Annotated in this window: 23 protein-coding genes; 18 read left to right on the top strand and 5 right to left on the bottom strand. The window is 68.9% G+C overall.

Translation table 11 applies throughout. The features are described 5' to 3' along the window. The first annotated feature begins 154 nt into the window (after positions 1-154). From ACTWQN_RS19530 to ACTWQN_RS19490, 9 genes are all read left to right on the top strand, one after another. Positions 155-436: a hypothetical protein gene (locus tag ACTWQN_RS19530; RefSeq protein WP_443204934.1), complete on the top strand. Its 282-nt coding sequence runs from the start codon at positions 155-157 to the stop codon at positions 434-436. 112 nt (positions 437-548) lie between these two features. Next, positions 549-1526: a DUF3558 domain-containing protein gene (locus ACTWQN_RS19525; protein ID WP_443204933.1), complete on the top strand. Its 978-nt coding sequence runs from the start codon at positions 549-551 to the stop codon at positions 1524-1526. 72 nt (positions 1527-1598) lie between these two features. Beyond that, entirely contained in the window at positions 1599-3113 is a 1515-nt protein-coding gene (locus ACTWQN_RS19520; protein WP_443204932.1) for an aldehyde dehydrogenase family protein, read from the top strand. Positions 3114-3296: 183 nt separating this feature from the next. Next, positions 3297-4292 (top strand): dihydroxyacetone kinase subunit DhaK, encoded by a 996-nt coding sequence (dhaK, locus tag ACTWQN_RS19515; protein WP_443204931.1) that lies wholly within the window; start codon positions 3297-3299, stop codon positions 4290-4292. Between the two features lie 13 nt (positions 4293-4305). Then, positions 4306-4944 carry a dihydroxyacetone kinase subunit DhaL gene (dhaL, locus tag ACTWQN_RS19510; protein ID WP_443204930.1) on the top strand — a complete coding sequence of 213 codons (639 nt, stop codon included), beginning with the start codon at positions 4306-4308 and terminating at the stop codon, positions 4942-4944. After that, positions 4941-5618 carry a dihydroxyacetone kinase phosphoryl donor subunit DhaM gene (gene dhaM, locus ACTWQN_RS19505; protein WP_443204929.1) on the top strand — a complete coding sequence of 226 codons (678 nt, stop codon included), beginning with the start codon at positions 4941-4943 and terminating at the stop codon, positions 5616-5618. The genes dhaL and dhaM overlap by 4 nt, the downstream gene beginning before the upstream one ends. Positions 5619-5881: 263 nt before the next feature. Then, positions 5882-6868: a DUF3558 domain-containing protein gene (locus ACTWQN_RS19500; protein ID WP_443204928.1), complete on the top strand. Its 987-nt coding sequence runs from the start codon at positions 5882-5884 to the stop codon at positions 6866-6868. A 103-nt stretch (positions 6869-6971) separates the two neighbouring features. Beyond that, positions 6972-7205 carry an Rv1322 family protein gene (locus ACTWQN_RS19495; RefSeq protein ID WP_443204945.1) on the top strand — a complete coding sequence of 78 codons (234 nt, stop codon included), beginning with the start codon at positions 6972-6974 and terminating at the stop codon, positions 7203-7205. A gap of 46 nt (positions 7206-7251) precedes the next feature. Next, positions 7252-8001 carry an alpha/beta hydrolase gene (locus ACTWQN_RS19490; protein WP_443204927.1) on the top strand — a complete coding sequence of 250 codons (750 nt, stop codon included), beginning with the start codon at positions 7252-7254 and terminating at the stop codon, positions 7999-8001. 449 nt (positions 8002-8450) lie between these two features. Here ACTWQN_RS19490 and ACTWQN_RS19485 read toward each other — a convergent pair whose 3' ends face one another. After that, positions 8451-9005 (bottom strand): GNAT family N-acetyltransferase, encoded by a 555-nt coding sequence (locus ACTWQN_RS19485; protein WP_443204926.1) that lies wholly within the window; start codon positions 9003-9005, stop codon positions 8451-8453. Between the two features lie 142 nt (positions 9006-9147). Between ACTWQN_RS19485 and ACTWQN_RS19480 the strand changes: the two genes are divergently transcribed. Genes ACTWQN_RS19480 through ACTWQN_RS19470 form a run of 3 tightly spaced genes read left to right on the top strand, consistent with a single transcriptional unit; the run spans position 9148 to position 13081 of the window. Next, positions 9148-9906 (top strand): 3-hydroxybutyrate dehydrogenase, encoded by a 759-nt coding sequence (locus tag ACTWQN_RS19480; protein ID WP_443204925.1) that lies wholly within the window; start codon positions 9148-9150, stop codon positions 9904-9906. Between the two features lie 28 nt (positions 9907-9934). Beyond that, entirely contained in the window at positions 9935-11281 is a 1347-nt protein-coding gene (locus tag ACTWQN_RS19475) for an MFS transporter (protein WP_443204924.1), read from the top strand. A gap of 12 nt (positions 11282-11293) precedes the next feature. Beyond that, positions 11294-13081, top strand: coding sequence for a helix-turn-helix domain-containing protein (locus ACTWQN_RS19470; protein ID WP_443204923.1), 1788 nt, complete (start codon positions 11294-11296; stop codon positions 13079-13081). A 421-nt stretch (positions 13082-13502) separates the two neighbouring features. On the opposite strand, the gene ACTWQN_RS19465 is transcribed toward ACTWQN_RS19470, so the two are convergent. Next, entirely contained in the window at positions 13503-14795 is a 1293-nt protein-coding gene (locus tag ACTWQN_RS19465; protein ID WP_443204922.1) for a tannase/feruloyl esterase family alpha/beta hydrolase, read from the bottom strand. A gap of 201 nt (positions 14796-14996) precedes the next feature. Between ACTWQN_RS19465 and ACTWQN_RS19460 the strand changes: the two genes are divergently transcribed. Both ACTWQN_RS19460 and ACTWQN_RS19455 read left to right on the top strand, forming a co-directional pair. After that, positions 14997-15923: an extracellular catalytic domain type 1 short-chain-length polyhydroxyalkanoate depolymerase gene (locus ACTWQN_RS19460; RefSeq protein ID WP_443204944.1), complete on the top strand. Its 927-nt coding sequence runs from the start codon at positions 14997-14999 to the stop codon at positions 15921-15923. 274 nt (positions 15924-16197) lie between these two features. After that, positions 16198-17019 carry an alpha/beta fold hydrolase gene (locus tag ACTWQN_RS19455; RefSeq protein WP_443204921.1) on the top strand — a complete coding sequence of 274 codons (822 nt, stop codon included), beginning with the start codon at positions 16198-16200 and terminating at the stop codon, positions 17017-17019. A 1113-nt stretch (positions 17020-18132) separates the two neighbouring features. On the opposite strand, the gene ACTWQN_RS19450 is transcribed toward ACTWQN_RS19455, so the two are convergent. Continuing rightward, complete coding sequence (locus ACTWQN_RS19450; RefSeq protein ID WP_443204920.1) at positions 18133-18435, bottom strand: GyrI-like domain-containing protein; 303 nt, start codon at positions 18433-18435, stop codon at positions 18133-18135. A gap of 23 nt (positions 18436-18458) precedes the next feature. On the opposite strand from ACTWQN_RS19450, the gene ACTWQN_RS19445 reads away from it, so the two are divergent. Further along, positions 18459-18758, top strand: coding sequence for a hypothetical protein (locus tag ACTWQN_RS19445; RefSeq protein ID WP_443204919.1), 300 nt, complete (start codon positions 18459-18461; stop codon positions 18756-18758). A gap of 41 nt (positions 18759-18799) precedes the next feature. Here the strand turns inward: ACTWQN_RS19445 and ACTWQN_RS19440 are convergent, their stop codons facing one another. Next, a complete protein-coding gene (locus ACTWQN_RS19440) occupies positions 18800-19288 on the bottom strand; it encodes an Lrp/AsnC family transcriptional regulator (protein WP_443204918.1) in 489 nt (162 codons plus the stop codon). A 106-nt stretch (positions 19289-19394) separates the two neighbouring features. Between ACTWQN_RS19440 and ACTWQN_RS19435 the strand changes: the two genes are divergently transcribed. Next, complete coding sequence (locus ACTWQN_RS19435) at positions 19395-20642, top strand: amino acid permease (protein WP_443204917.1); 1248 nt, start codon at positions 19395-19397, stop codon at positions 20640-20642. A gap of 189 nt (positions 20643-20831) precedes the next feature. Here ACTWQN_RS19435 and ACTWQN_RS19430 read toward each other — a convergent pair whose 3' ends face one another. Continuing rightward, the gene (locus ACTWQN_RS19430; protein ID WP_443204916.1) at positions 20832-22457 is read right to left on the bottom strand and encodes a coiled-coil domain-containing protein; all 1626 of its coding nucleotides are present in this window, start codon (positions 22455-22457) and stop codon (positions 20832-20834) included. A 250-nt stretch (positions 22458-22707) separates the two neighbouring features. Here ACTWQN_RS19430 and ACTWQN_RS19425 point away from each other — a divergent pair, with 250 nt between their 5' ends. Together ACTWQN_RS19425 and ACTWQN_RS19420 are read left to right on the top strand one after the other, a co-directional pair. After that, positions 22708-23106, top strand: coding sequence for an SPW repeat protein (locus ACTWQN_RS19425; RefSeq protein ID WP_443204943.1), 399 nt, complete (start codon positions 22708-22710; stop codon positions 23104-23106). A 260-nt stretch (positions 23107-23366) separates the two neighbouring features. After that, positions 23367-24020, top strand: coding sequence for a TetR/AcrR family transcriptional regulator (locus ACTWQN_RS19420; protein WP_443204915.1), 654 nt, complete (start codon positions 23367-23369; stop codon positions 24018-24020). Positions 24021-24136: the final 116 nt, after the last annotated feature.

Below are 24136 nucleotides of genomic sequence, written 5' to 3'. Positions count from 1 at the left end.
CCCCGCGGCAGCCTGGCGGCCGCCACGACCGGTGCGGACGCCGGCTGGTACCGGCGACCGGGCCTGCTGGCCGGTATCGCCCTGGTCCTGATCATCATCCTCAACATCACCTTCGGCTAACCCCCACCCACACCCTCTTGGTAAGGAGGCCCCCATGACCGACCACAACGGCACGAAACACACCGCAGGCGCCTTCGACATCCGCACCGTGATCGCACTGCTCTTCGCCATCTACGGCATCGTGCTCACGATCACGGGGTTCGTGCAGCCAGCCGCCGAGGTGGAAAAGGCGGCAGGGGTGAACATCAACCTCTGGGCCGGGATCGGCATGATCGTGTTCGCGGTCGTTTTCGTGACCTGGGCCCGGCTGCGCCCGATCTTGGTGCCCGACGAGCCCGCGGAAGGATCCCCCGCGGAAGGATCCAACGGGCAGTAGCGAACACCCGGTGTAACGGCGCCCGCACCCTTGGGTGCGGGCGCCGTCGGCTTTCCGGCGGATCCGCAGGTTCCCGTCCCCAGCACGCAATTGGCTCGATAGTGTGATCGACGTGTTCCGACCCGTGACCTTGATCGCCGCGCTGCTCAGCGTGCTGGCCGTGGCCGGTTGCGCCTCGGCTGCCGGGATGGAGAAAACGACGTCGTCCAGACGCACCGTCGAGCTGCCGAAGTACGACCTTGAGAAGCCGGAGCCGCTGGACCAGGCCTTCGCGCCGAACCGGCTTCGCGGGATCGACGTGTGCGCTACGTTGCAGGCCGCCAATCTCGGCCAGTACGGCACGCCCGCGCCGGATTTCACCCCGGACGGTCTCGGGACCTGCGCGAACTACATGACTGACCGCAACGGCAAGGAATTCGACGTCACCCTCTACTTCGATTCCGAGGTGACCGACCCCTCGACGCACCGCATCGGCGGATTGCCCGCCGAAATCTCCGACAACGGCTCCGACACCTGTTTCGCACGAGCCGCTTACACCGGGGCCGAGCCAAGGCTGTTCGCCGCGCCGCGCGGGTTTGAGATCCAATTGCGCGGGGAACAGGATGATGTGTGTTCACCGGCGGTGCAGATCCTGACCGATGTCGTCGACATCGTGCGGACGAAGCCGCCGATCAGCACCCGCGTGTCGGGCAGCCTGGCCGGGTTCGACCCGTGCGGAGTCGCCGACCCGGCCGCGGTTCGCGACGCGATGATGGGCGCCACCCCGGATTCCACCGGCGGCGAAGGGCTCTACGGGTGCGAGTGGATCGCCGACAACGGTGTCTCGGTGGAGGTGAGCTTCAACGTCGGCAGCGTGCAGAGCAGCGATCAGCCGGGGCTGGATCTCTCCGGTGTGCCTGCCGTGGTGGTGCCCTCCGACGATCCGCCCACCTGCGAGATCGAATGGGAGCACCGCCAGAACGCCAACCAGGTGGGCGACAGCGAGTACGTGCACGTCGAGGTGATGAACATGGACAACATTCCGATGGATACCTGCGCGAACGCCGCCAATCTGGCGCAGCAAGTGCGGGCCAAGCTGCCGACCGCGTGACGATCCCGGTCGGCCACCGGATTCCGTAGGCTGCACGATGACAACGAGCGACGTAACGGTGGGAGGCCGGAGATGACGCAGACCGCCCGTGACAACGTCGAGATGTCCGACGCGGCGACTGCGAAGTCGCCGACGTTCGAATCGATCGACCCTCGCACCGGCGAAGTTGTGGGGCAGCATCCGGTGCACGACGCGACGGAGGTCGGCGCGCTCGTGGCCGCGGCGCGCGAAGCCCAGTCGGAGTGGGCCGAGCTCGGTTTCGCCGAACGCAAGCAGTGCCTCGACGCGTGGCGCAAGCTGCTGTCGAAGCGCGTCGACGAGCTGGCGGGCGTGATCTGCGCGGAAACCGGCAAACCGCTCGACGACGCCAGGTTGGAACTGATCCTGGTGATCGACCACCTGCATTGGGCGGCTGGCAACGCGGAGAAGGTGCTGCGCCGCCGCAAGGTCTCGGCCGGGGTGTTGATGGCCAACCAGAGCGCCACCGTCGAGTACCTGCCGTTCGGGGTGGTCGGCGTGATCGGGCCGTGGAACTACCCGGCGTTCACCCCGATGGGCTCGATCGCCTACGCGTTGGCCGCGGGCAACGCTGTGGTGTTCAAACCCAGCGAGCTCACCCCCGGTGTCGGGCTGTGGCTGGCCGACAGCTTCGCCGAAGCGGTGCCCGAGCACCCCGTCTTCCAGTTGGTGACCGGTTTCGGGGAGACCGGTGCGGCGCTGTGCACGTCAGGCGTGGACAAGGTCGCGTTCACCGGTTCGACCGCCACCGGCAAGCGGGTGATGGCGGCGTGCGCGGAGAACCTGACCCCGGTGCTGGTCGAGTGCGGCGGAAAGGACGCCCTGATCGTCGACGCCGACGCGGACCTGGGTGCCGCCGCCGATGCGGCGGTTTGGGGTGCGATGTCCAATGCCGGGCAGACCTGCATCGGCGTGGAGCGGGTCTACGTCGTCGACGCGGTCGCCGACCGATTCCTGGAGATGGTCACCGAGCGGGCCGGGAAGCTGCGGCCGGGCGGCGAGCCCAGCGCCAACTTCGGCCCGATCACGATGCCGTCGCAGGTGGATGTGATTCGTCGCCACATCGACGAAGCGCTGCAGCGTGGCGGAAAAGCGCTGGTGGGTGGCCAACACTCGGTTCGGCCGCCGTTCGTCGAGCCCGTGGTGCTCACCGACGTGCCGGAGGACTGCGCCGCGGTCACTGAGGAGACCTTCGGGCCGACGATCGTGGTGCAGCGGGTTCGCGACGCCGACGAGGGTGTGGCCCGCGCCAACGACTCCCGCTACGGCCTGGGCGCCGCGGTGTTCTCGCGGGCGCGGGGCGTGGAGCTGGCGCGGCAGCTGCGCACCGGCATGGTCTCGGTGAACTCGGTGATCGCTTTTGCCGGGGTGCCCGCGTTGCCGTTCGGTGGTGTCGGCGACTCCGGGTTCGGCCGGATCCACGGTGCGGACGGACTGCGCGAATTCACCCGACCGCAGTCGGTGACCCGGACCCGGTTCCGGATGCCGCTGAACCCGATGACCTTCAGCCGCTCGAAGGGCACCGTCCGGCGTCTGGTGCGTTTGGTCCGGTTGGTGCGCGGGCGCTGATCCACTCGGTGTTCAGGCCGGGCTTGCGTCGCGGGTGACAGGAAGGTTCCCTTGCTCTCGCAGCCCCGGGCGGGCGCCGGGATGCGCGAGGGGGGACTTCGCGGGCACATTTGATCGCGCCAGCCCCCGTCGGTCGACGCCCGGACGTCGGCGGTCGGCGCAGCAGGCAAGGAGGCCTTTCGGGTGAAGAAGATCATCAACGATCCGGCGAACGTGGTCGCGGAGTCGCTGCGGGGCATGGCGGCGGCGCACCCCGAGCTGCTCCGGGTCCGCACCGATCCTGCGGTGATCGTGCGGGCGGACGCCCCGGTGACCGGCAAGGTGGCGGTCGTTTCCGGCGGTGGCTCCGGGCACGAGCCGCTGCACGGCGGGTTCGTCGGGGCCGGGATGCTTGCCGCGGCTGTGCCGGGCGCGGTGTTCACCTCGCCGACCCCCGACGCGGTGCAGGCGGCGATCGATGAGACCAACGGCGGCGCGGGCGCGCTGCTGGTGGTCAAGAACTACACCGGCGACGTGCTGAACTTCGAGACCGCGGCCGAACTCGCCGGGATCGACGGCGTTGACGTGCGCAGTGTGATCGTCGACGACGACGTGGCCGTGAAGGACTCCACGCACACCGCGGGGCGGCGCGGAGTGGGCGGCACGGTGATGGTGGAGAAGATCGTCGGCGCGGCCGCCGATAGCGGCGCGGACCTCGACCGCTGCGAGGAGCTGGCCAAGCGGGTGGTGTCCCAGGTGCGGTCGATGGGCATGGCGTTGACGGCGCCGACGGTGCCGCACGCCGGGCAGCCGAGCTTCGACCTCGACGCGGACGAGATGGAGATCGGCATCGGTATCCACGGCGAACCCGGCCGAGCGCGAGTGCCGTTGACCTCGGCCGAGGACATCGTGCAGCTGTTGCTGGATCCGATCGTCGAAGACCTGCCGTTCACTTCCGGCGACGACGTCCTGCTGTTCACCAACTCGATGGGCGGGACCCCGCTGCTGGAGCTTTACCTGGCGCACGGCATCGCCGAGCGGCTGCTGGCCGAGCGGGGCATCCGCGTCCAGCGGCGACTGGTCGGCCCGTACGTCACGAGTCTGGAGATGCAGGGCGTGAGCCTGACGCTGCTGAAGCTGGACGACGAGCTGACCGAGCTCTGGGACGCGCCGGTGCACACCGCGGCGCTGCACTGGTGAGGGAGAACGCCAGATGGGTTGCACTGCACACGACGTGATCGTCGCTCTGCGGGCGGGCGCGGCAACCGTCGCCGAGCATCGCGATGAGCTGATTCAGCTGGACCGGGAGATCGGCGACGCCGACCACGGCGAGAACATGGATCGCGGTTTCCGCGCCGTGGTATCCAAAGTGGACACTGTGGCGCCGGAGACACCGGGCGCGGCGCTGAAGCTGACCGCCACGGTCCTGATCTCCACCGTCGGCGGCGCATCCGGACCGCTCTACGGCACCGCGTTCCTGCGCGCCGCGGCAGCGGTGGCCGACGCCGACGAACTCGACGGACCGGCGGTCGCCAAAGCGCTGCAGGCCGGGATGGAGGGCGTTGTGGCGCGCGGCCGCGCGGTCGTCGGAGACAAGACCATGGTCGACGCGCTGTCCCCGGCGGTGGAAGCCGCCAAGAACGCCGCGGACTCCGGTGAGGGCCCGGCGAAGGTGCTGGCCGTTGCCGCCGAAGCCGCGCACCGGGGTGCGCAGGCGACCGAACCGCTGGTGGCCCGCAAGGGGCGCGCCTCGTATCTCGGTGAACGCAGCGCCGGGCACATCGATCCGGGCGCGCGTTCGACCGCGTTGCTGTTGTCCGCTTTCGCTGAAGCCGCGAGGTCCCGCTCATGAACGTCGGACTGGTCATCGTCTCGCACAGCGCCCGGCTCGCCGAGGGAGTCGTCGAACTCGCCTCGCAAATGGCCCCGGACGTGCGCGTCATCGCAGCAGGTGGGCTGCCGGACGGCAGCCTCGGCACCGACTTCGAGAAGGTGTCGGCCGCCCTGTCCGACGCCAACACCGGCGCCGGTGCCGTGGTGCTCTACGACCTCGGCAGCGCGCAGATGCTCGCCGAACTCGCCGTGGAATCGCTCGGTGATCCGGGCACGGCGATCGTCGCTGACGCGCCGCTGGTGGAGGGTGCGGTCGCGGCTGCCGTCGCGGCGCAGGGCGGCAGCGACATGCAGGGCGTCGCCCGAGCCGCCGAGGCGGCGGCCGAAGGAGGTGAGCTCGTCGAGCCCGGTGCGCCGAATGCCAGGGACGAAGTCCGCCAGGAACTGGAACTGGCCAACGAAGTCGGCCTGCACGCGCGCCCGGCGGCCCTGTTGGCCCGGAGCCTGACCGGTTTGCAGGCGGACGTGAAGATTTCGTTGGGCGACAACGAAGCCGACGCCGCCAGCGTGCTGGGCGTCATGGGCTTGGGGGCGCGCAAGGGCGACCAGATCGTCCTGCACGCCAGCGGCCCCGACGCGCGCCAAGCCGTCGAACGCATCCTCGACCTGGCCAAACGCAACTTCGACGAATAACCGCCGTACCTTCGGGAGCAAGGGAACCTTCCTGTCACGACGGGCCGGAAGGTTCCCTTCTTCATGCGCCGGGTTCGGCAGCGCAAGTGACAGGAAGGTTCCCTTCCTCGCAAACCGGACGCCGATCGTCGCGGCCGTGGTTGACAGGAAGGTTCCCTTCCTCGCACGGCCGGTGGGATCGGTGACAGGAAGGTTCCCTTCCTCTGGTCACGGCGGTGGTGTCGGTGGCTGCTGCTGGGGGTGGCCGCGGTTAGGCTGAGTCGATGTCGCCGCGTCTCCGTCACCGAGGCATGTCGCTGCTGCTCCTCTGGGTGCTGCTGGTGGCGGGGTGCACGCCGGAGAATCCGCAGCACGACCAGGCGGGCGGCCAACGCGGCGATGCTGGGACCGCTCAAGCGATGCTCGGAGATCTGCGGACGGTGGATCCCTGCACGCTGGCTGATCCGGCTGGCTTGCAGGCGTTCGGCCCGACCGAGAACGCGGGCACGGTGTCGTTGGATTACTGCCTGCTGCACGTGCGGCTAGGCGATGGCTCACTGGTTCAGCTCGCGATCGGCGAGTTGATCAACGCCGATCCGAATCCCCAAGGCGACCCGGTCGTTCAACGCGGCCCGCTGCGGATCGTGCAGAACGCACCGCTGCCGGGGCATTGCACTCGGCAAATCCTTTTCACCGACAACATCGCGATGCAGATCAGCGCCGACCTGCTGACTGGCGACCCGGCCGCCGGGTTGTGCTCGATCGCCCAGTCCGGCGCCGACGCGGCTGCCGAAGCGCTGGAGCAGCACCGCGTCGGCCACCGGACGTTCGCGGCGAATTCGCTGGCCCTGGTTGATCCGTGCACGCTGCTGGATTCCGCTGCCGTGCGGCAGATCCCGGGGTTGGAAGAGGCGCAACCCCAGTCGAGCCCCGCCGGGCACCAGTGCAGGTGGGGCGAGCAGGCGGCGGATGCGCCGCGGGTTCAGTTCATGCACACCGCCGGTGATCCGCCGAAGGTGCTGCACGGCGCCGCGGTCGAGGAATCGATCGCTGGTCGGCGCACCGTGCTCAGCGTCGTCGGCGGGGACCCGCAGGTTCCGCTTTGTTCCGCCGAGACCGGTCATATCCCGTTCGGCGATCCGGCTGCCGGGCAGGTCGAGGTGGCGCAGCTGGTGGTCGCGGTTCCCGGCATGACCGGAACCGATGCGTGCGAGTACGCCCGCGGCCTGGCCGGACAAGCCTGGCCGCACCTGCCGCCGTCCGGCCCGTAGTCGAACCGTTACCGTTGAGCACGTGCCCCGACGTAACCGCCCGCAGCGCCCGAAAGGTTTGACCGCGGACACCAGCCACCGCGCGACGGGTACCCCATTCGACATGTCCCGCGTCGAGCACGGGTCCGACGGCGACTGGATGGTGCGCGCCATTCCGGCAGCGCAGGCAACGAAGATCTACCGGTGCCCAGGCTGCGACCACGAGATCCAGACCGGCGTCGCGCACGTGGTGACCTGGCCGAGCGCGGAGCACGGCAGCGTCGCGGATCGGCGCCACTGGCACACCAGCTGTTGGAAGGCGCGCGATCGGCGCGGGCCGACGCGGCGCTGGTCGTAGCACGTCACACCATCTTGGCCACTCGTTCGTGGCAGGATCTGAGGTGATGAGCACCGAGATCCGCGCCAACACGATACTGCCAGCCAACCGCGAGCAGATCACCCTGCACACGGCCGACGGGCTGAAGTTGATCGGTGAGCTGGCGCTGCCGGAGTCCCGGCGGCCGAGGGCGACGCTGATCTGCCTGCACCCGCTGCCCACCCACGGCGGCATGATGGATTCGCACATCTACCGCAAGGCGGCTTTCCGGTTGCCCGCGCTTGCCGACATCGCGGTGCTGCGGTTCAACACGCGCGGCACGGTCAGCGAGGCCGGTCGCAGCGAGGGAAGTTTCGACGGCGGCGACACCGAGCGGTTCGACGTGGCGGCGGCATTGGAGTTCGCCGAGTTCCAGGATCTGCCCAACGTGTGGCTGGTGGGCTGGTCGTTCGGCACCGATTTGGCGCTGGTGCACGGTTTGGATCCGCTGGTTCGAGGTGCGGTGCTGATCTCCCCGCCGCTGCGTTGGAGCACCGAGGAGCACCTGCGGGCTTGGGCGGAGTCGGGCAAGCCGGTGCACGCGCTGGTCCCGGAATTCGACGACTACCTGCGGCCCGACGAGGCGCGTCGGCGGTTCGCGGCGATCCCGCAGGCCGAAGTGATCGGTTTCCCCGACACCAAGCACCTCTGGGTCGGCAAGGCCGAAGCCGCGCTGGACGCGATCGTGCGGGCGGTCGCGCCGGAGGTGCCGACACCGCTGCCGCGCACCTGGGACGGTCCTTCGGAGACCCGCCAGGTCACCATCATCGGTTCCTGACCGCCTGCCCCGCCGACCGGTCGAACGGGCAGGGCGATCGCGGCGGCGATCAGTTCGGCGCGAAGCTCCGGTGGCCCGACCCGATCAGGCTGTGGGGCAACGCCGTAGCGAACAGCGAACCGCGGGTCGGCGAAGAAGTGCGGTTGGATCGGGCCCCCGGACGGCAATCGGACATTGTGGACAGTCGCTGTCAGTGGGCCGGTGACGAAGCTCCCCAGGCGAATCGACACATCGAGTCCTGCTCGATCAGCGCCAGCCTCGGTACTTCCGAGGCGAATTCGCCACGGCCTCAGCCAACTTCCGCCGTCGGGCGGTGGTGAGTGACAGGAAGGTTCCCATGCTCACGTCAGGGGCCCGTGGGGACCGCGTCGCTGAGGGCGTGTCCTGGGGCCGGTGGGTGGGGCAGCGGTGCTGTCGGGCGGTGGTGAGTGACAGGAAGGTTCCCATGCTCACGTCAGCGGCCCGTGGGGATCACGGCGCCGGGTGGGTCCTGGGGCCGGTAGTCGGAACAGCACCTCGGGCTGGCCGTCGCGCTCGCGTTCCAGGTGACGCACGAACCCGAGCTTCTCCGCGACCCGCACCGACGGGGTGTTGTCGGACTTGGTCACGATCAACACCGGTCGGTCGGGCCGGTTTCGGTTTGCCCATCGCACGGCGGCCTCGGCCATTTCCGGCGCATAGCCGTTGCCCCAGGCCACCGGGCGGAGGCGGTAGTAGAGGTTGAGCACCGACTCGCCTTCCTCCACCCAAAGCCGCAGGCCGCCGAATCCGATCACGTCTTGGGATCCGATGCGGCGGATGGTCCAGTACCCGATGCCGTCGGTGCGCCAGCAGTCCTGGAAGCGTTCGAGGAGTTCGAGGGCCTGCTGCGGGGTTCGCAGGTCGAAGGGGTCGTAGCGGTAGGTTGCCGGGTCGGTGTGGACCGCGACGAACGCGTCGCTGTCGCCGGGCTGGATGCGTCGGAGGATCAACCGCCGGGTGCGAATCTCTTCAGGCTCGACCACCCGACAAACGCTATCCCCTCAACCGCCGCAGAGCACTTGTGTTTCCGTCCAGCAGGGATGGTCCGAATCGCCATCGAGGACAACGAAGTTGTGGGTCCACCACACATAGGCGGCGGGGTGGGTGCGGCCTAACGTCCTGTGCATGGGTGACAACCGGCTGGCGTTGGACGGGCGCGTTGCGCTGGTGACCGGCGCGGGCAGCGGGATCGGGCAGGCGTGCGCGCGGGCGCTGGCGGCAGCCGGGGCGAAGGTGCACGTCGTCGACCTCCACGGCGCTGCCGCCGAGCAGACCGCTGCGGAGGTCGGCGGCTGGGCGCATGTCGTCGACCTGGCTGATCCGGCGGCTGTCGACGAACTGCCCCGCGAGGTCGACATCCTGGTCAACAACGCGGGTTTTCAGCACGTCGCCGCGCTGCCGGACTTTCCGCCGGAGACGTTCAACCGGATGCAGCAGGTGATGGTGACGGCCCCGTTCCTGTTGACCCGCAAGGTGTTGCCGCACATGTTCTCCCGGCGTTGGGGACGAATCGTGCACATCTCCAGCGTGCACGGCCTGCGCGCCAGCCCGTTCAAGGCCGGTTACGTCGCGGCCAAGCACGGACTCGAAGGACTGTCCAAAGTGGTCGCTTTGGAAGCCGCCGAGCACGGGGTGACCAGCAACTGCGTGAATCCTGGTTACGTCGACACTCCGCTGGTCCGCGACCAGATCGCCGATCAGGCCGCAGCGCACGGACTTGCGGAGTCCGAAGTGGTCGAGCAGGTGCTGTTGAGCCGTGCCGCGCTCAAGCGGCTGATCGACGCCGACCGGGTCGCCGCGCTGGTGTGCTGGTTGTGCGGGGACCACGCGGCGCACCTGACCGGCGCATCCATCCCCATGGACGGCGGCTGGACCGCAGCCTGATCCGGCCCGACACGAAGGAGTGTTCGCCTTGGCCAGCAACCAAACCGGCGTCGAGCGGCGCGGCTCGATCGCGCGGGTCGTCGGCGCCAGCCTGATCGGCACGACCATCGAGTGGTACGACTTCTTCCTCTACGGCTCGGCCGCCGCGCTGGTGTTCAACCGGCTGTTCTTCCCGGACGCCGACCCGCTGACTGGCACCCTGCTGGCGTTCACCACCTATGCCATCGGGTTTTTGGCCCGGCCGCTGGGCGGCCTGGTGTTCGGCCACTTCGGTGACCGGGTGGGGCGCAAGAAGCTGCTGGTGCTGAGCCTGCTGCTGATGGGCGGATCCACTTGCGCGATGGGTCTGCTGCCCAGCTATGCGGCGGTGGGGGTGCTCGCCCCGATCCTGCTCACGCTGTTGCGGCTGGTGCAGGGCTTCGCGCTGGGCGGCGAGTGGGGTGGCGCGGTGCTGATCGTGTCCGAGCACGGCGACGACCGGCGTCGCGGGCTTTGGGCGTCGTGGCCGCAGTGCGGCGCGCCCGGCGGCAACCTGCTGGCCACCGCGGTGCTGGCGGTGCTCGCCGCGACGCAGTCCGATGCGGCGTTCCTGGCGTGGGGCTGGCGGATTCCGTTCCTGCTCTCCGGGGTGCTCGTGGTGATCGGTCTGTGGATCCGGCTCGCGGTCAGCGAGTCGCCGGTTTTCCTCGCCGCGCAGGCGAGAGCCGAGCAGCGCGAGGAGACCAAGCAGGTCCCGGTGGTGGCGGTGTTCCGGTCGCACTGGCGCGAGGTGCTGGTCACCATCGGCGCGCGGATGGCCGAGAACGTGTCGTACTACGTGATCACCGCGTTCATCCTGGTCTACGTCACCGGGCCGCTGGGGTTGCCGAAGTCGGTCGGGCTGAACGCGGTGTTGATCGGCTCGGCGGTGCATTTCGTGACGATCCCGCTGTGGGGCGCGCTGTCCGACCGGGTCGGGCGCAAACCGGTCTACCTGTTCGGCACGGTCGCGATGGCGGTGTGGGGTTTCGCGTTCTTCGCCCTGCTGGACAGCAGGTCAGCCGTGCTGATCACGACGGCGACGACGGTGGGATTGGTGCTGCACGGCGCGATGTACGGGCCGCAGGCGGCGTTGTTCGCCGAGCAGTTCGCGACCAGGGTTCGCTACACGGGGCTTTCGGTTGGCGGGCAGTTGTCCTCGATCGCGGCTGGCGCGGTCGCGCCGATCATCGCGGTGGCGTTGCTGCAGAGCTTCGGCAGCACCTTGGCGGTTTCGGTGTACGTGCTCGCGATGTGCGTGCTGACGCTCGTCGCGGTTGTGCTGGCGCGCGAGACAGCGGGCAGTTCGCTGCACGACGATGCATCGCAAAGCCGCTTGGCGCCGACGGCGCGGTGACAAGATGAGCAGGTGAACGACGACGCGGTCCGACTGCTCGACCTGCTGGCCAGCGGCGCGAGCAGTGAGCAGTTGGCGCACGTCGCGGTCGAGAACCCGCAGCTGCGCGAGGCCACCTCGCTGGCTTTGCGGATCCAGGCCACGTTGAGTGCGCATCGCCGCCGTGAGGCCGAGCTGAGCGCGCTGTTCGACACGGCCAGCGACCTGGCCCGGCTGCGCGACACCGATGGCGTGCTGCGGTCGATCGTGCGGCGGGCCCGCATGCTGCTGGGCGCCGACGTCTCCTACCTGAGCCTCAACGACGAGGCCGCTGGACGCACCTACATGCGGGTCACCGATGGATCGGTGTCGGCGCTGTTCCAGAAGGTGACGCTCGGCATGGGGGAAGGGCTGGGCGGGCTGGTCGCGCAAACCGCCCAGCCGTACGCGACCCGCGACTACTTCGGTGACGAGCGATTCCAGCACACCTGGCCGATCGATTCGGCGGTTCGCGACGAGGGGCTGACCGCCATCCTGGGCGTGCCGCTGGCCCTTGGTGATCAGGTCATCGGCGTGCTCTACGCCTCGGACCGCACGCGCCGCGAGTTCACCCCGGACGAGATCGCGCTGCTGTCCTCGCTGGCCGACCACGCGGCGATCGCGCTGGACAACGCCGCCCTGTTGGAGGAGATCAGCGCGCACAGCTCGGCGCTGCACCGCGCGGAGGAAGCCCACGACCGGCTGATGGACTTGGTGCTGCGCGGCGGTGATGTGCCCGAGGTGGCCGCGGCGGTGGCCGATGTGCTGCACGGCGCGATCGGGATGTTCGACGCGGACGGCACCGCGCTGACCAATGCCACACCGGTGCCGCCCGCACCCCCGGCGGAGGCCGTCGCCACTTCGCGCGCCGCAGGTCGCGCAGTATCCACATCGGACGGTTGGGTGTGTGCGGTGCAGGCCGGGCCAGAACTGCTCGGCAGCATCGTGCTGGCCGGGCGGGCCGATCTGGTCGACGCCGATCGGCGGTTGTTCGAGCGGGCCGCGGTGGTCACCGCGCTGCTGCTGATGCTGCGCCGGTCCGTGGCGAAGGCGGAGGACGAGGTGCGCGGCGAGCTGCTCACCGATCTGCTGACCGCGCCCGATCGCAATCCCGGAGCGCTGCTGGCCCGCGCCGAACGACTCGGGTTGGATCTGGTCGAACCGCACGCGGTGCTCATCGCGCACGCTGGCGAGGTGCCCCGCACCAGGCTGGCGGTGGCGGCCGGGCGGCTGGCGGCACTTGCCGGAATACATGCAGAGGAGGTCGTCCTCCTGGTTCCGGCGGGAGATCCCGGGCCGCTGGCGGCCCGGATCGCCGAGGCGTTGCGGTCTGCTGTGGACGGTCCGGTCACGGTCGGTGCGGCTGGCCCCGCGCACGGTCCGCAGGAGATCGCCGCAGCGCACGCGGAAGCCGCCCGCTGCCTGCGGGCCCTGCTCGCACTCGGGCGCATCGGCGAGGGCGCCTCGATGGCCGGGCTGGGGTTTCTCGGTGTGCTGCTGGGCGAACACAACGATCTGAGTGGTTTCGTGCGCCGAACGATCGGACCGGTGCTCGACTACGACGCCCGGCGCGGCACCGAACTGGTCGGCACGTTGAACGCCTACTTCGCCGCTGGTGGGAACCTCTCCCGCGCCAAGGGCGTGCTGCACGTGCACGTCAACACGGTCGTGCAGCGGCTGGATCGGATCGGATCGTTGCTCGGCTCAGATTGGCAGACCCCGGACCGAGCCTTGGAGGTCCAACTCGCGCTGCGCCTGCACACCCTGCGGGGCTCGGCCTGAGCAGCGCGTGCAGCCCGGCTGACGGGCCACCTTGTTTCCACCCGTCGGTGGCCGGGTGATCGGAGCTCTGGACGGGAACAGCTGGGCAAGAGCCGCGCTCACCCAGCAATTGCCGCAGAAGATGGACCGCTGGGGCAAGTTGATGCACTCACGCAGTCCAGGACATACATGAGTCGGGGATCCCGGAGTCGAGAAGGCCTCTGAGGGCCTGTCTTCGAACTCGTTTTGCGTGCGGGTGGGGGTGGCAGACGGGGCGATTTCGCGCTAATACGCCACCCGCCCCGGGTGGGAGCGGGGGATTTCGCGCGAAATCGCCCACCTCACCCGAGGTGGACGGCCCGACACGACCACTTCAAAAACAGGCACTGAGGTTCCGCCACCCAAACCAACCCGCGCACTCTCCAAGAACCGGGATTTTCGCTCACGAGCAGGTGCTGCCGATCGTGTCCGCTGCTGGGTTGCCGTCGAGCCAGCCTTCGAGTTCGGTGAACGCGGTGCGGAAGCACGGGGCCAGCGGGCGCAGCCGGTCCGGGAACTCGTCGACCAGGCCGTCGGTGTGGTTGCCGCCCTCGACCCGGTGATAGCGGTGCAGGTCGGATCTTCCCGACTCGGCCACCATCCGCGCGTAGACATCCGAATCGCGACTGATCGGCAGCAGCGTGTCGAGGGTCCCGTGCAGGGTGATCAGCGGCTTGCCGATCCGGCCGGTGAGCGCGATCCGCTGCACCGCGCGGTGCACCTCGGCCGGGCGGTCGGCGTAGTCGTAGTCCGCGTCGCAGCCCTCGGTCCCGCTGGTGCAGAACGGGATCCCGGCCAGCCGGTCGCCGTCGTAGCCGGGATCGAGTTCCTCGCGGTAGATCCGCTGCGTCAGATCCCAGTAGACGCGGTAGTGGTAGTCCCACAGGAATTGCGAGCCCGGCGCGAAACCGGCTGCCAGGATCGCTGATTCGTCCCTGGCTGGGAAGGCGCGCAGTGCTGGTGGCAGGAAGGTCAGCGGGTTGTCCTGCTGCGTCCACAGGGTTCCTTCCCAGTCGACTCCGCCGTCGTAGAGCCAAGGCCGGTTCTCCAGTTGCCAGCGCACCAGGTAGCCGCCGTTGGACAGCCCGGCGGCGATCGTCCGGGACGGGGGTCGGCCGTAGTACCGCGAGGTGGTGATCTTCGCGGCGACCGCGAGTTGGGTGACGCGCTGGTTCCACTCGACGAGGGCGTCCCCTGGTCGGTCGCCGTCGGTGAAGAACTCCGCACCGGTGTTGCCCTTGTCGGTGGCGGCGAAGGCATAACCCGCGGCCAAGGCCTGGTCGGCGATCGCGCGATCGTTGGCGTACTGCCTGCGGTTGCCGGGAGTTCCGGTGATCACCAGGTCGCCGTTCCACCGCTGCGGCAGGCGCAGCACGAACTGGGCATCGTGGTTCCAGCCGTGGTTGGTGTTGGTCGTGGAGGCGTCCGGGAAGTACCCGTCGATCTGGATGCCCGGCACCTCGCTCGGCGCGGGCAGGTCCTTGGCCGTCAGGCCCGCCCAATCGGCCTGCACCGTGTGCCCGGATTCGAGCGTGCCGGTCGTGGTCAGGTCGTCGAGGCAGGCCGATTCCTGATGCGCGGCACCGGGAACTCGTACCGCGGGACGGCAGTCGGCCGGTTGCGCGGCGGATTCACCCGCAACGAGCAACGTGCTGGCGAGTACAGCGGCGGACAGCAGAGCGGTTCGGCTGGGCACGGCGCACCTCCTTGTGCTGGCCGTGACGGTAGGACGTGTCTCGGCAGCCGAATATGTGGATTGAACACACAAAACGCGTTCGCGGTGTATCGCGGTCAGCTGTGGAACTGGTTGCACCATACCCATACCTTTTGTGGCATAAGCCACAAGGAGGTGGTCTGGGTGCGAATCGTCTCCCTGGTCGCGGCGGTGCTGCTGGCCATGCTCGCCGTCGCCCCGACGGCGTCGGCCGCTGAAATCCGGGAAGTGACCGGATTCGGCACGAATCCGGGCGCACTGCGCATGTTCGAGTACGTCCCGGACGGTCTACCGCAAGGCCGACCTGTTGTCGTCGCGATGCACGGCTGCACTCAGAACGCAGCTGGCTATGGAGCCGGCGCGGGATGGGTCGAGCTGGCCGAACGCTCGGCGTTCACGCTAGTGCTGCCGCAACAGGAATCCGTAAACAACATCAGCCGGTGCTTCAACTGGTTCCAACCCGGCGACACCACGCGCGGCCAGGGCGAAGCCGCGTCGATCGCGCAAATGGTCCAGCGCGCGATCGCCGACACCGGAGCGGACCCGTCCCGGGTTTACGTCACCGGCCTGTCAGCGGGCGGTGCGATGACCTCGGTGCTGCTCGGCGCCTATCCGGACATGTTCGCTGGCGGCGGCGTCGTAGCCGGTTTGCCGCTGGGATGCGCGGCGAGCTCGCTGGAGGCGTTCACCTGCATGAATCCCGGCAAGAACCTGACACCGGCGCAATGGGGCGACAAAGTGCGCGCTGCCGCCGGTTCGCACCAGGGGCCGTGGCCAACGTTGAGCGTCTGGCACGGCACGGCCGACTACACCGTGGCGTACGCGAACCAGCGCGAGCTGGTCGAGCAGTGGACCAACGTGCACGGCATCCCGGACACCCCATCGGCCACCGACACCATCGCTGGCTACCCGCACGCGGTCTACCGCGACAGCACCGGACGACCCCTCGTCGAAACCTTCTCGATCACCGGAATGGGTCACGGCCAACCGATCGACCCCGGCACCGCCGACCAACAGTGCGGCCAAGCAGGCGCGTACCAACTCGACGTCAACATCTGCGCAGCCTGGCACCTGACCCAATCCTGGTCCCTCCAACCCACCGCCGGATGACAGGAAGGTTCCCTTCCTCACCCCCAGCGGCCAAGGAGTGACAGGAAGGTTCCCTTGCTCCCAGGCCTCCGGCCGGTGGTCGGCTGGCCTGGGTGACAGGAAGGTTCCCTTGCTGCGGTCGAACCAGGTGCCGTGGGCCGGGCGGTGACAGGAAGGTTCCCTTCCTCGCGGGTCGGGCGGGCGCGAGCGCGCTCCGGTGACAGGAAGGTTCCCTTGCTCGCACGGCCCGGCCGGTTGGGGCGCGGTTGGTGGGGGGTTCCGGCAGGATGGGGTCGTGCACTACATCGAATCGGGAGTCGGAACACCGCTGGTGCTGCTGCACGCCTTCCCGCTGGACGCGCGGATGTGGAATCCGGTGCGGGCCAGGCTGGAAGATCAGGTGCGGGTGATCACCCCGGATCAGCGTGGGCTGGGCGAGAGCGCGCTGGACGGCTCGTCGGCGCGGAGCCTGGCGGAACCGGTTGCGAACCGCCTGGTGACCGAGCGCCCGAGCATCGACGTCGCCGCGGCCGACATCCTCGCCCTGCTGGATCGGTTGGAGCTGCCGCGGGTCGTCCTGGGTGGGTGCTCGATGGGCGGTTACGTCGCGATGGCGGTGTTGCGGGCCGCGCCGCAGCGGGTCGCGGGCCTGCTGCTGGTGGACACGAAGGCCGTCGCGGACAACGACGAGCAGCGCGCCAACCGCTTCGATGTCGCGGATCGCGCCGAACGCGATGGCACGAGTGGCTGGTTGACGGAGAGCATGCTGCCGAAACTGCTCGGCCGCACGACGCACGAACGGCGGTCCGAGGTGGTCGCGGCGGTGCGGGAGTTGATCGATGCGCAGCCACCGGATGGTGTCGCGTGGGCGCAGCGGGCGATGGCGAATCGCCCCGACAGCGCCACCGCACTGCGTTCTTTCCCCGGTCCAGCCCTGGTCGTCGTCGGCGCGGAGGACACCCTGACGCCTCCGGAGAACGCGCGCGATCTCGCGAACGCGCTGCCGAACAGCGAACTGTTGGTATTGCCCGACACCGGTCACCTGCCGTCGATGGAATCGCCAGACGCCTTCGCCGACGCTGTCATTCCCTGGCTTTCCCGCATCGACCGGGCGTGACCCGCATCGTCGGCAGCACCAGCCGAATCCACAGACCAGACCGAAGTGAACGCCCACCGGTGCTGCGACGAGGATGCCGATCCAGTACCGGTATCGGGGAACAGCTACCAAGATGTTGCCCGGATCGGCGCGCGCGGCGTCTGGGGCCAGTGGGTGGTTGCCCCGGTAAGAACCGGATGCTCTAGTTCAAGACATCTCTGACACTTTCTGTCTCAGCACATCGCGGACACGCACAGCCGCTAGCTGGACTTTGAGCAAGGTTGTCGTGGCGGACGTGCTGACACTTCGTGTGATCTGACCGATGCGTCGACGTCCGTGTGTGCCGCGCGGGCGCCACACACGGAAAACGTCCTGGTACGCGGCAAGCGCCACGTCAGCGGTCAACTGGCCGTGCGGTCCGGAGGCATGACGTCCAGTGAGAACCGGGATTTTCACTCACGAGCACGGGTATTGCCCGAGTCCCAGTCCGCGCGTCTTCTGAACCCGCACCACAGCTCGGCTGTGCGTTTCCGGGGCCGAAGCTCTCGCCGATCCAAGATGGGCGGCCAGCGGGGCTGGCAGATCCAGTGCTGCGGCTAGGGGCGCCCCCTCGGCCCGACGCGCATCGGCAGTTCCGGGTCAGGCGCGAAAAGGGCATGGAATCCGTTTTCTCCAGCCGAGTCCGGATTGCTTACGGCAAGACGCTCGGCGTCTTGCCGTAACCAGGGCACGACCAGCGGTTCACCGGTCGGATCGCGCCGCCGATCCGCACGGCACCGCGTCAACCACCGTCCTGTTCGGACACTGCGGAGGCGGCTCGACGCGGCCGATCGGCAAGCCCCGGCGGGCCTGGAACTACCCATTGTCCTTCTCCTCGATGGCTCGGTCCGGTGAGTTCTGCAGGTCCGCTTCGGTTCGTTTGAGTTCCTCGGCCACCTCGCTGGGCAACATGAAGTACCTCCCGGACTTCCGATCGGCCCGCGACTTGTCGTTATCACCAGATGGGAACTCCCGGTCCGCCATTGACCTGGTCCTTTCCGTAGGAGCGGGCGCGAAACGCCCGCGATCACCCTTCCCATAGGGACGCGGAAAATCCGAAACGATGACGCGGATACGCGCTGGCCAGGCAAAACATCAAATCGTCGCGATGGGCTCCTGGATTTCGGTCACCATCCCGGCCGGGTCCTCCGGGCACGCCAGGGTCACCTCGCGGTTGGTCCAGGTGGTGCGGTACCCGTTGTCCTCGATCCAGCGCGCCAGGGCCTGGTACGTGGGCAGGCAGTCGTCCATCGAACCCCGGTGAACGATCGTCGCCACCTTCTCGACAGCGGGCAGATCCACCACCGCGAAGTCGAAGGCGGCATTGGGCTCGACGTTGACGGGCAGTCCGGCGCGGTCCAGGGCCGCGCACAGGTCGTCGTAGAGACCCTGGATCACCGGGCCGATCGATTGCGGAATCCATGGTTCTGGCGGTGCCGGAGAGCTCGGCGACCCGCAACGCCGGGATCGACTTGATCGCCATGTCTTCGGTTGGCATTGTTCCCTCGGTTTCGATCATCCGCAGCATCGCCTGGACCTGCCCCAACCGGGCCGTGTCGGCCGCGATCTGGGTCTCCAGCTCCGCCTGCCGCAGTTTGAGCATTCCGCGCAGCTGTTCGGTGGTGATTCGCCGAGGATCTGCTGCACCTGTTGGCTGGGTGAAGCCCAACTCCTTCAACGCGACGATCCGGTTGAGCCGGGACAACTGGCTCGCGGTGTAGGCGCGGTGTCCGGTCGACGGGTTGACGTGTGCCAGTCGTGTTCAGCGGCTGTTGCCCCAGTGCTCCAGTGGCATGGGGCCGCGGCTGAGCACGGTGCGGATGGCGAAGGTGCTGCGGGCGTCGGTGACCGGCTCGATGGCGAGGATCTGGTCGAGCAGCAGCTGCTCGTAGTCGGCGAGGCTGGGCACCACGGCTTCGACCAGGAAGTCGGCTTCGCCGGATACGACGTGGCAGGCGACGACAGCCGGGATCGCGGTCAGCGCCGACTCGATCACGCGCGAGGTCTCGCGGGAGTGCTGCACGACCTTGAGCGAGATGAAGACGGTCAGGCCCAGCCCGATGCGCTCCCGGTCCAGCTCGGCCCGGTACCCGGCGATGATGCCGTCGGCTTCCAACGCCTTGGTGCGCCGCAGGCAGGAGGAGGGGGACAGCGATACGGCGTCGGCGAGGTCGACGTTGGCGATTCGCCCGTTGCCCTGCAGCTCCCGCAGGATGGTGCGATCTGTTCTGTCCCAGTTGTGTTCTGGCATTCTCTAACACCTCGATGCCGTTTGCGTCGAATTATATTGCGCGCCAACCTGCCTGGGCGGCCACATTTGCCATCGCGTGCCGGGCCGATTCGCGCAGTCTTGCGGCATGGCGAACACATCCCCGCAGGCACTGTCGAGCACTCGCGGTGCGGCGATGTACATCGGAGCGCTGCTCGGCCCCAGCTTGTTGTTGCTGCCGGGATTGGCCGCTGAGCTCGCTGGCCCGGCGTCGATCCTCGCCTGGGTGGGGCTGCTGGCCCTCTCCGGCTTGCTGGCCTGGGTGTTCACCGGTCTTGGTACGCGCATCGGCGGCGGTGGCGGGGTGGCTGGCTACGCCGCTGCCGGGCTCGGGGCTCGCGTCGGGCGCGCGGTCGGCTGGTGCTTCCTGACGGGGGTGATCCTCGGCGCGCCGGTCGTGTGCTTGATCGGCGGCACCTATGTCGCGGTGCTGCTCGGTGGTGGCCCGACCATGAGCCTGGTCGCGGGGGCGGCGCTGTTGGCCCTGGTCACCGCACTCACGTTGGGTGGTGCGCGGAGCACCACGGCGGTGCAACTGGTGCTGGTCGCGGTCCTCGTCGTGCTGGTGGCGGTCGCGGTGGTCGGCTCGGCGCCGACGGCACGGGCCGCGAACTGGGTTCCGTTCGCGCCGCACGGTTGGGCGTCGATCGGTTCGGCGGGCTCGGTGCTGATGCTGTCGTTCGTCGGTTGGGAGGCCATCGCGCCGCTGGTCGGTCGGCTGCGCGACCCGCGCACCCAGCTGCCGCGCGTCATCGGTGTGGCGTTCGTCGTGACCGCGGTCGTCTACCTGGCGTTGTCGACCTCGACGATCTCCGTCCTCGGTGCGCGGGCGGCCAGCAGTGTTCCGCTCGCCGACCTGCTGCGGGTGGCTGTCGGCGCGGCAGGACCGGTGGTCGCCACGATCGCCGCGGTCGCACTGACCCTCGCCGCCACCAACGCCTACCTGTCCGGTGCGGCGGCGCTGGCCGCCGAACTGCGGATGTCCCGGGTTGCACCGGGCGCATCGCGGGGGTTGCAGCTGGCCATCGCCGGTGCGGGAGTGCTGCTGCTCGGTGCCGCGGCCGCTGGTGTCGTGAACACGGCGCAACTGGTGGCGATCCCCACCACGCTGTTCCTCACGGTGTACCTGGGTTGCACCGCGGCGGGGGTTCGGATCCTAAGTGGACCGATGCGCATCGCATCCGCGGTGGCCTGCCTGGCGGTGCTCGGCGTGCTCGCGTTCAGCGGCTGGACACTGCTGATCGCACTGCTCACCATGCTCGCCGCATGCGCCAGACGCCCCAAAACACCCCCACTACCAACCCCAACCAGCACCATCAAAACGCGAACCCCATAACACCAAACCCAAACCGCACCGCTGGCGATGAGGACGGGGTGAAGGGCACCTTTTACCAAGTTACTTGGCGAAAGGTGCCCTTCACCTCTCGCTCGATTGGCGAATGCCAGCGCCACCGCTGCGGGACAGGAGTCCGCGCGAGGAGCTCGGGTCAGCCTCGGAAGTGGCCTTCGCCTGCGGGGTCGGTGATCAGCGGCGTTGCTGGTTGGAGACGTCGACGCGGGTCGCGCTGTGCGAGCGCTGCTGGCCGTTGCCGCCCTTGCCTTCGGGGACCGGAAGTTGGATGCGGCGGGTCGGCTCGTCGTGCGGGCCGTGGCCGCGGGCGGTGTCGCGGTGGATCTGCTCCGTCGGCCCGTCGTCGCCGCCTCCGGGGGGCTTGCCGCCCTGCCCCTTCGGCTTGCCCTGCTTCGCGGGGCCTGCACCGCTCGGCTGCGCCACCTCGGTCTGCCCGGCCTCGGTCTGCGCCGCCTCGGCCGCTGGCGGCTCCGGCTGGTCAGCGGACTTCGTGGGCTGCGCCGCCTCGGTCGGCTCGTCTTCGGTGTCGCGGCCGTCGCGGGCCAGGGCGGTTTCGGCGTCCTGGCGGGCTTGCTCGCGGGCTTCTGCCGCCGCTTCGCGGAGCTTGTCCTCTTCGGCGTCCTCCTGGTCGAGGCGTTCCAGGAGAGGAGTGGTTTGGCCGAGCATTTCGGCGGCGTCGCGCAGCTTCTTGGCCACCGCATCGCGCAGTTCGGTCAGCGAGTGGACGTGCTCGTCGGCCTTGGCCAGGCGGCGCTGGACTTCTTCGGTGGTCGAACCCAGGCGGCGCCGGGAGTCCTGGCGGGCCTCCGCGACCAGGCGCTTGCTCTCGCGGGTTGCGTCGTCGATGAGGCGGGTGGCCTCCTCGGTGCATTCGCGGATCATGCGTTCGGTCTTCTCGGTCGCCGCGCGGACCAGCCGCTCGGCTTCCTGCTTGGCCTCCCGCACCCGGAGTTCGGCGGCCTCGGTGCTCTCGCGCTCGCGCTGCGCGGCGGCTTCGGTGGATTCGCGGGTGAGCCGCTCGGCTTTCGCGGTCGATTCGCTGACCAGTCGGTTGGACTGTTCGGTGGCTTCCCGGACCCGGCGGTGCGCCTCGTTGGTGCCTTCCCGCAGGCGGCGGTTGGCTTCCTCGGTGGCTTCGCGGACGCGGCGCTCGGCCTCGGACTTGCTGGTGGCCTCCTGCTCGGCGAGGGTGCGCATGGCTTCGCTGCGACGCGCGGCCATGGCGATCTCGAAGTCCTCCTCGACCTGGGCCCGGCGTGCCTCGGATTCCTGGTCGGCGCGTTTGCGGTTCTCCTCGGCCTCGCGGGTGATCCGCTCGGCCTCGGCCTTGGCCTTGTCCATCAGCGAGCGGTGTTCGGTTTCCATCTCGCTGCGCCGGGCGTCGACTTCGGAGATCAGCCGCTCATAGCGGTTGCGCAGGTTGGTGGCCTCGGCTTCGGAGCGGGCCCGGATCTGGGTCGCGTCGTTCTCGGCGCGTCCCCGGATGTCGTTGGCTTCGTCCTGGGCCAGCCGGAGCATCCGCTGCAGGCGTTCGCTGAGTCCTTCCAAGGTGGTCGGCGGCTTGGCGAGCCGGTCGACCTGGCCGCGCAGGTTCTCGATCTCGGAGCGGGCCGCCTCCAGCTGCTTGGACAGGTCGCCTGCCTGGGAGACCGCGGCATCGCGATCCGCGGTGAGGATGCGGATGTCGGCGTCGAGCCGCTCTAGGTGCTCATCGACCTGGGCGCGGTCGTAGCCGTTCTTGCGAGCGAGGTCGAATCCCGATCCCAATGGCAGCAAATCGCGGTCGTCGGCAAGGCCCATGGCAACAAGCTACCTGGAAGACGACGTTGTTGTGGGAGGTGTGGCGCGTATCCGCCGGATTTCCCGCACCGGGTGGTCCGCCGCCGATCGGCGGTGTCCGGGCAGCCGAAGCTGCGGTTTTGCCCGGCGTGTCGGGCAGTGCCGGTCGAGCCGGGCGACACGAGTGACGGACAGGACAAAAGTTCCCGCCGCGATAACTTGACCGGCTGGCCAACCAAGAGTGAACATGGAGGTGTTCAAGACGGGTTCAGTGGAGGTGATCGACGTGGCCGATAGGTCGAGCGGTTCGACTGTGAAACCGTGGATCCGCTGGCAGGACTGGGTTGCTGTGGTGCTGGGCGCCTACCTGATCCTCGCGACGCTGTGGACGTCGACGAATGGTGCGGCGATGTCGGCGATGATCGTGCTGGGTGCGCTGCTGGTGATCGCCAGCGTGTGGTCGCTGGCCATCCCGGGATCGATGACCAGTGAATACAGCCACATGCTGCTCGGTGTGCTGCTGTTCATCTCGCCGTGGGTCCTCGGCTACACCGAGCTCATGGGTGCCTCGTGGACTTCGTGGATCGTCGGCGTTCTGGCCGTGATCGCCGGTGCCGCCGCACTGCCCGAGGCCAACGCCGCCCATCGCGGGGTGGCTGGCCAGCACTAACGGGTGCGCGGGTCGGTTGGCGCGAGCGACCCCCACGAACCTCGGACGTCGCCTCGGCGGCGGGTGCGTCCCGCGCGAGACGACGTCTGGGCACCCGCGAGTGGTCGCACGCGCACCGGCAGTGAGCGGTGGCGGCCCGACAGCGACCAAAACCACTCACGAATGCGACATAAGCGCGGTCCGGCGGTAACGTCCGGGCCGCGCGTTTTTGGTCAAGCAGCCCGGTGGTGCAAGCCGGCCGGAACTTGGAGGTCGGGTCCATGGCACCGGGTAACCGCGGCGCCCGCAAACGGCCGTCCACTTCGGACGTCGTCGAGGCGGAGTCGGCGGATCAGGGTGCTTCCGCGCGGGAGCGCATCCTGGCCGCGGCCGGGGAGCTGTTCGCCGAGCACGGCTTCAACGCGACACCCACCTCTCGGATCGCGGAGCGGGCCGAGGTCCCCAAAGGACTTATCCACTACTACTTCCGGCGCAAGCAGGACCTGCTGACAGCGCTGGTCGACGGGCTGCCCGACGAGCTCGTGGCATCCGATCGGGTCGCCGTGCGCGGTGATGTCGCGGGCAGTCTGCGCCGACTGGTCGGTGAACTGGACGCGAGGCTGGAGTCGTCGTTGCTGCTCAGCCACCTGCTGTGGCGGGAGGCGGACACGCACGTGGTGGTGCGGGAGGCTTTGCAGCGGCGATTTCGCGCGGTGGTGGAACAGATTCGCCTGGTGATCGAGCTGGCGCTGCCGCCGGGGCCGGCCAGCTGCGACATCGATACCGCGGCCCTGCTGCTGGCCAGAGTGGTCAACCACCGGCATTCGGTGGCTCGACACGGTGCCCACGACGACGAACTGGAGCGCGAGATCAGCTTCATCGCGCGTGCGCTGGAACTCGGCGTCGGCAAACCGCGAAAGGTCAAGCCCGCCTGACAGCCCGGTCCTGGAATTGTTCCGGGTGGGTCGAACGGCGGATTCCCAGGTGGCGCGGGTTGTTCGGGTGGGTTGAAGGCCCTCGGGACCATGCGCTGAAGCTGCTTCAGTCTTGT

Origin of the sequence: Saccharopolyspora antiqui (assembly GCF_052246905.1) — a bacterium.
GTDB lineage: Bacteria > Actinomycetota > Actinomycetes > Mycobacteriales > Pseudonocardiaceae > Saccharopolyspora.
Note: the sequence above shows the minus strand (reverse complement) of the source record. Positions and strands in the feature narration are given on the sequence as shown.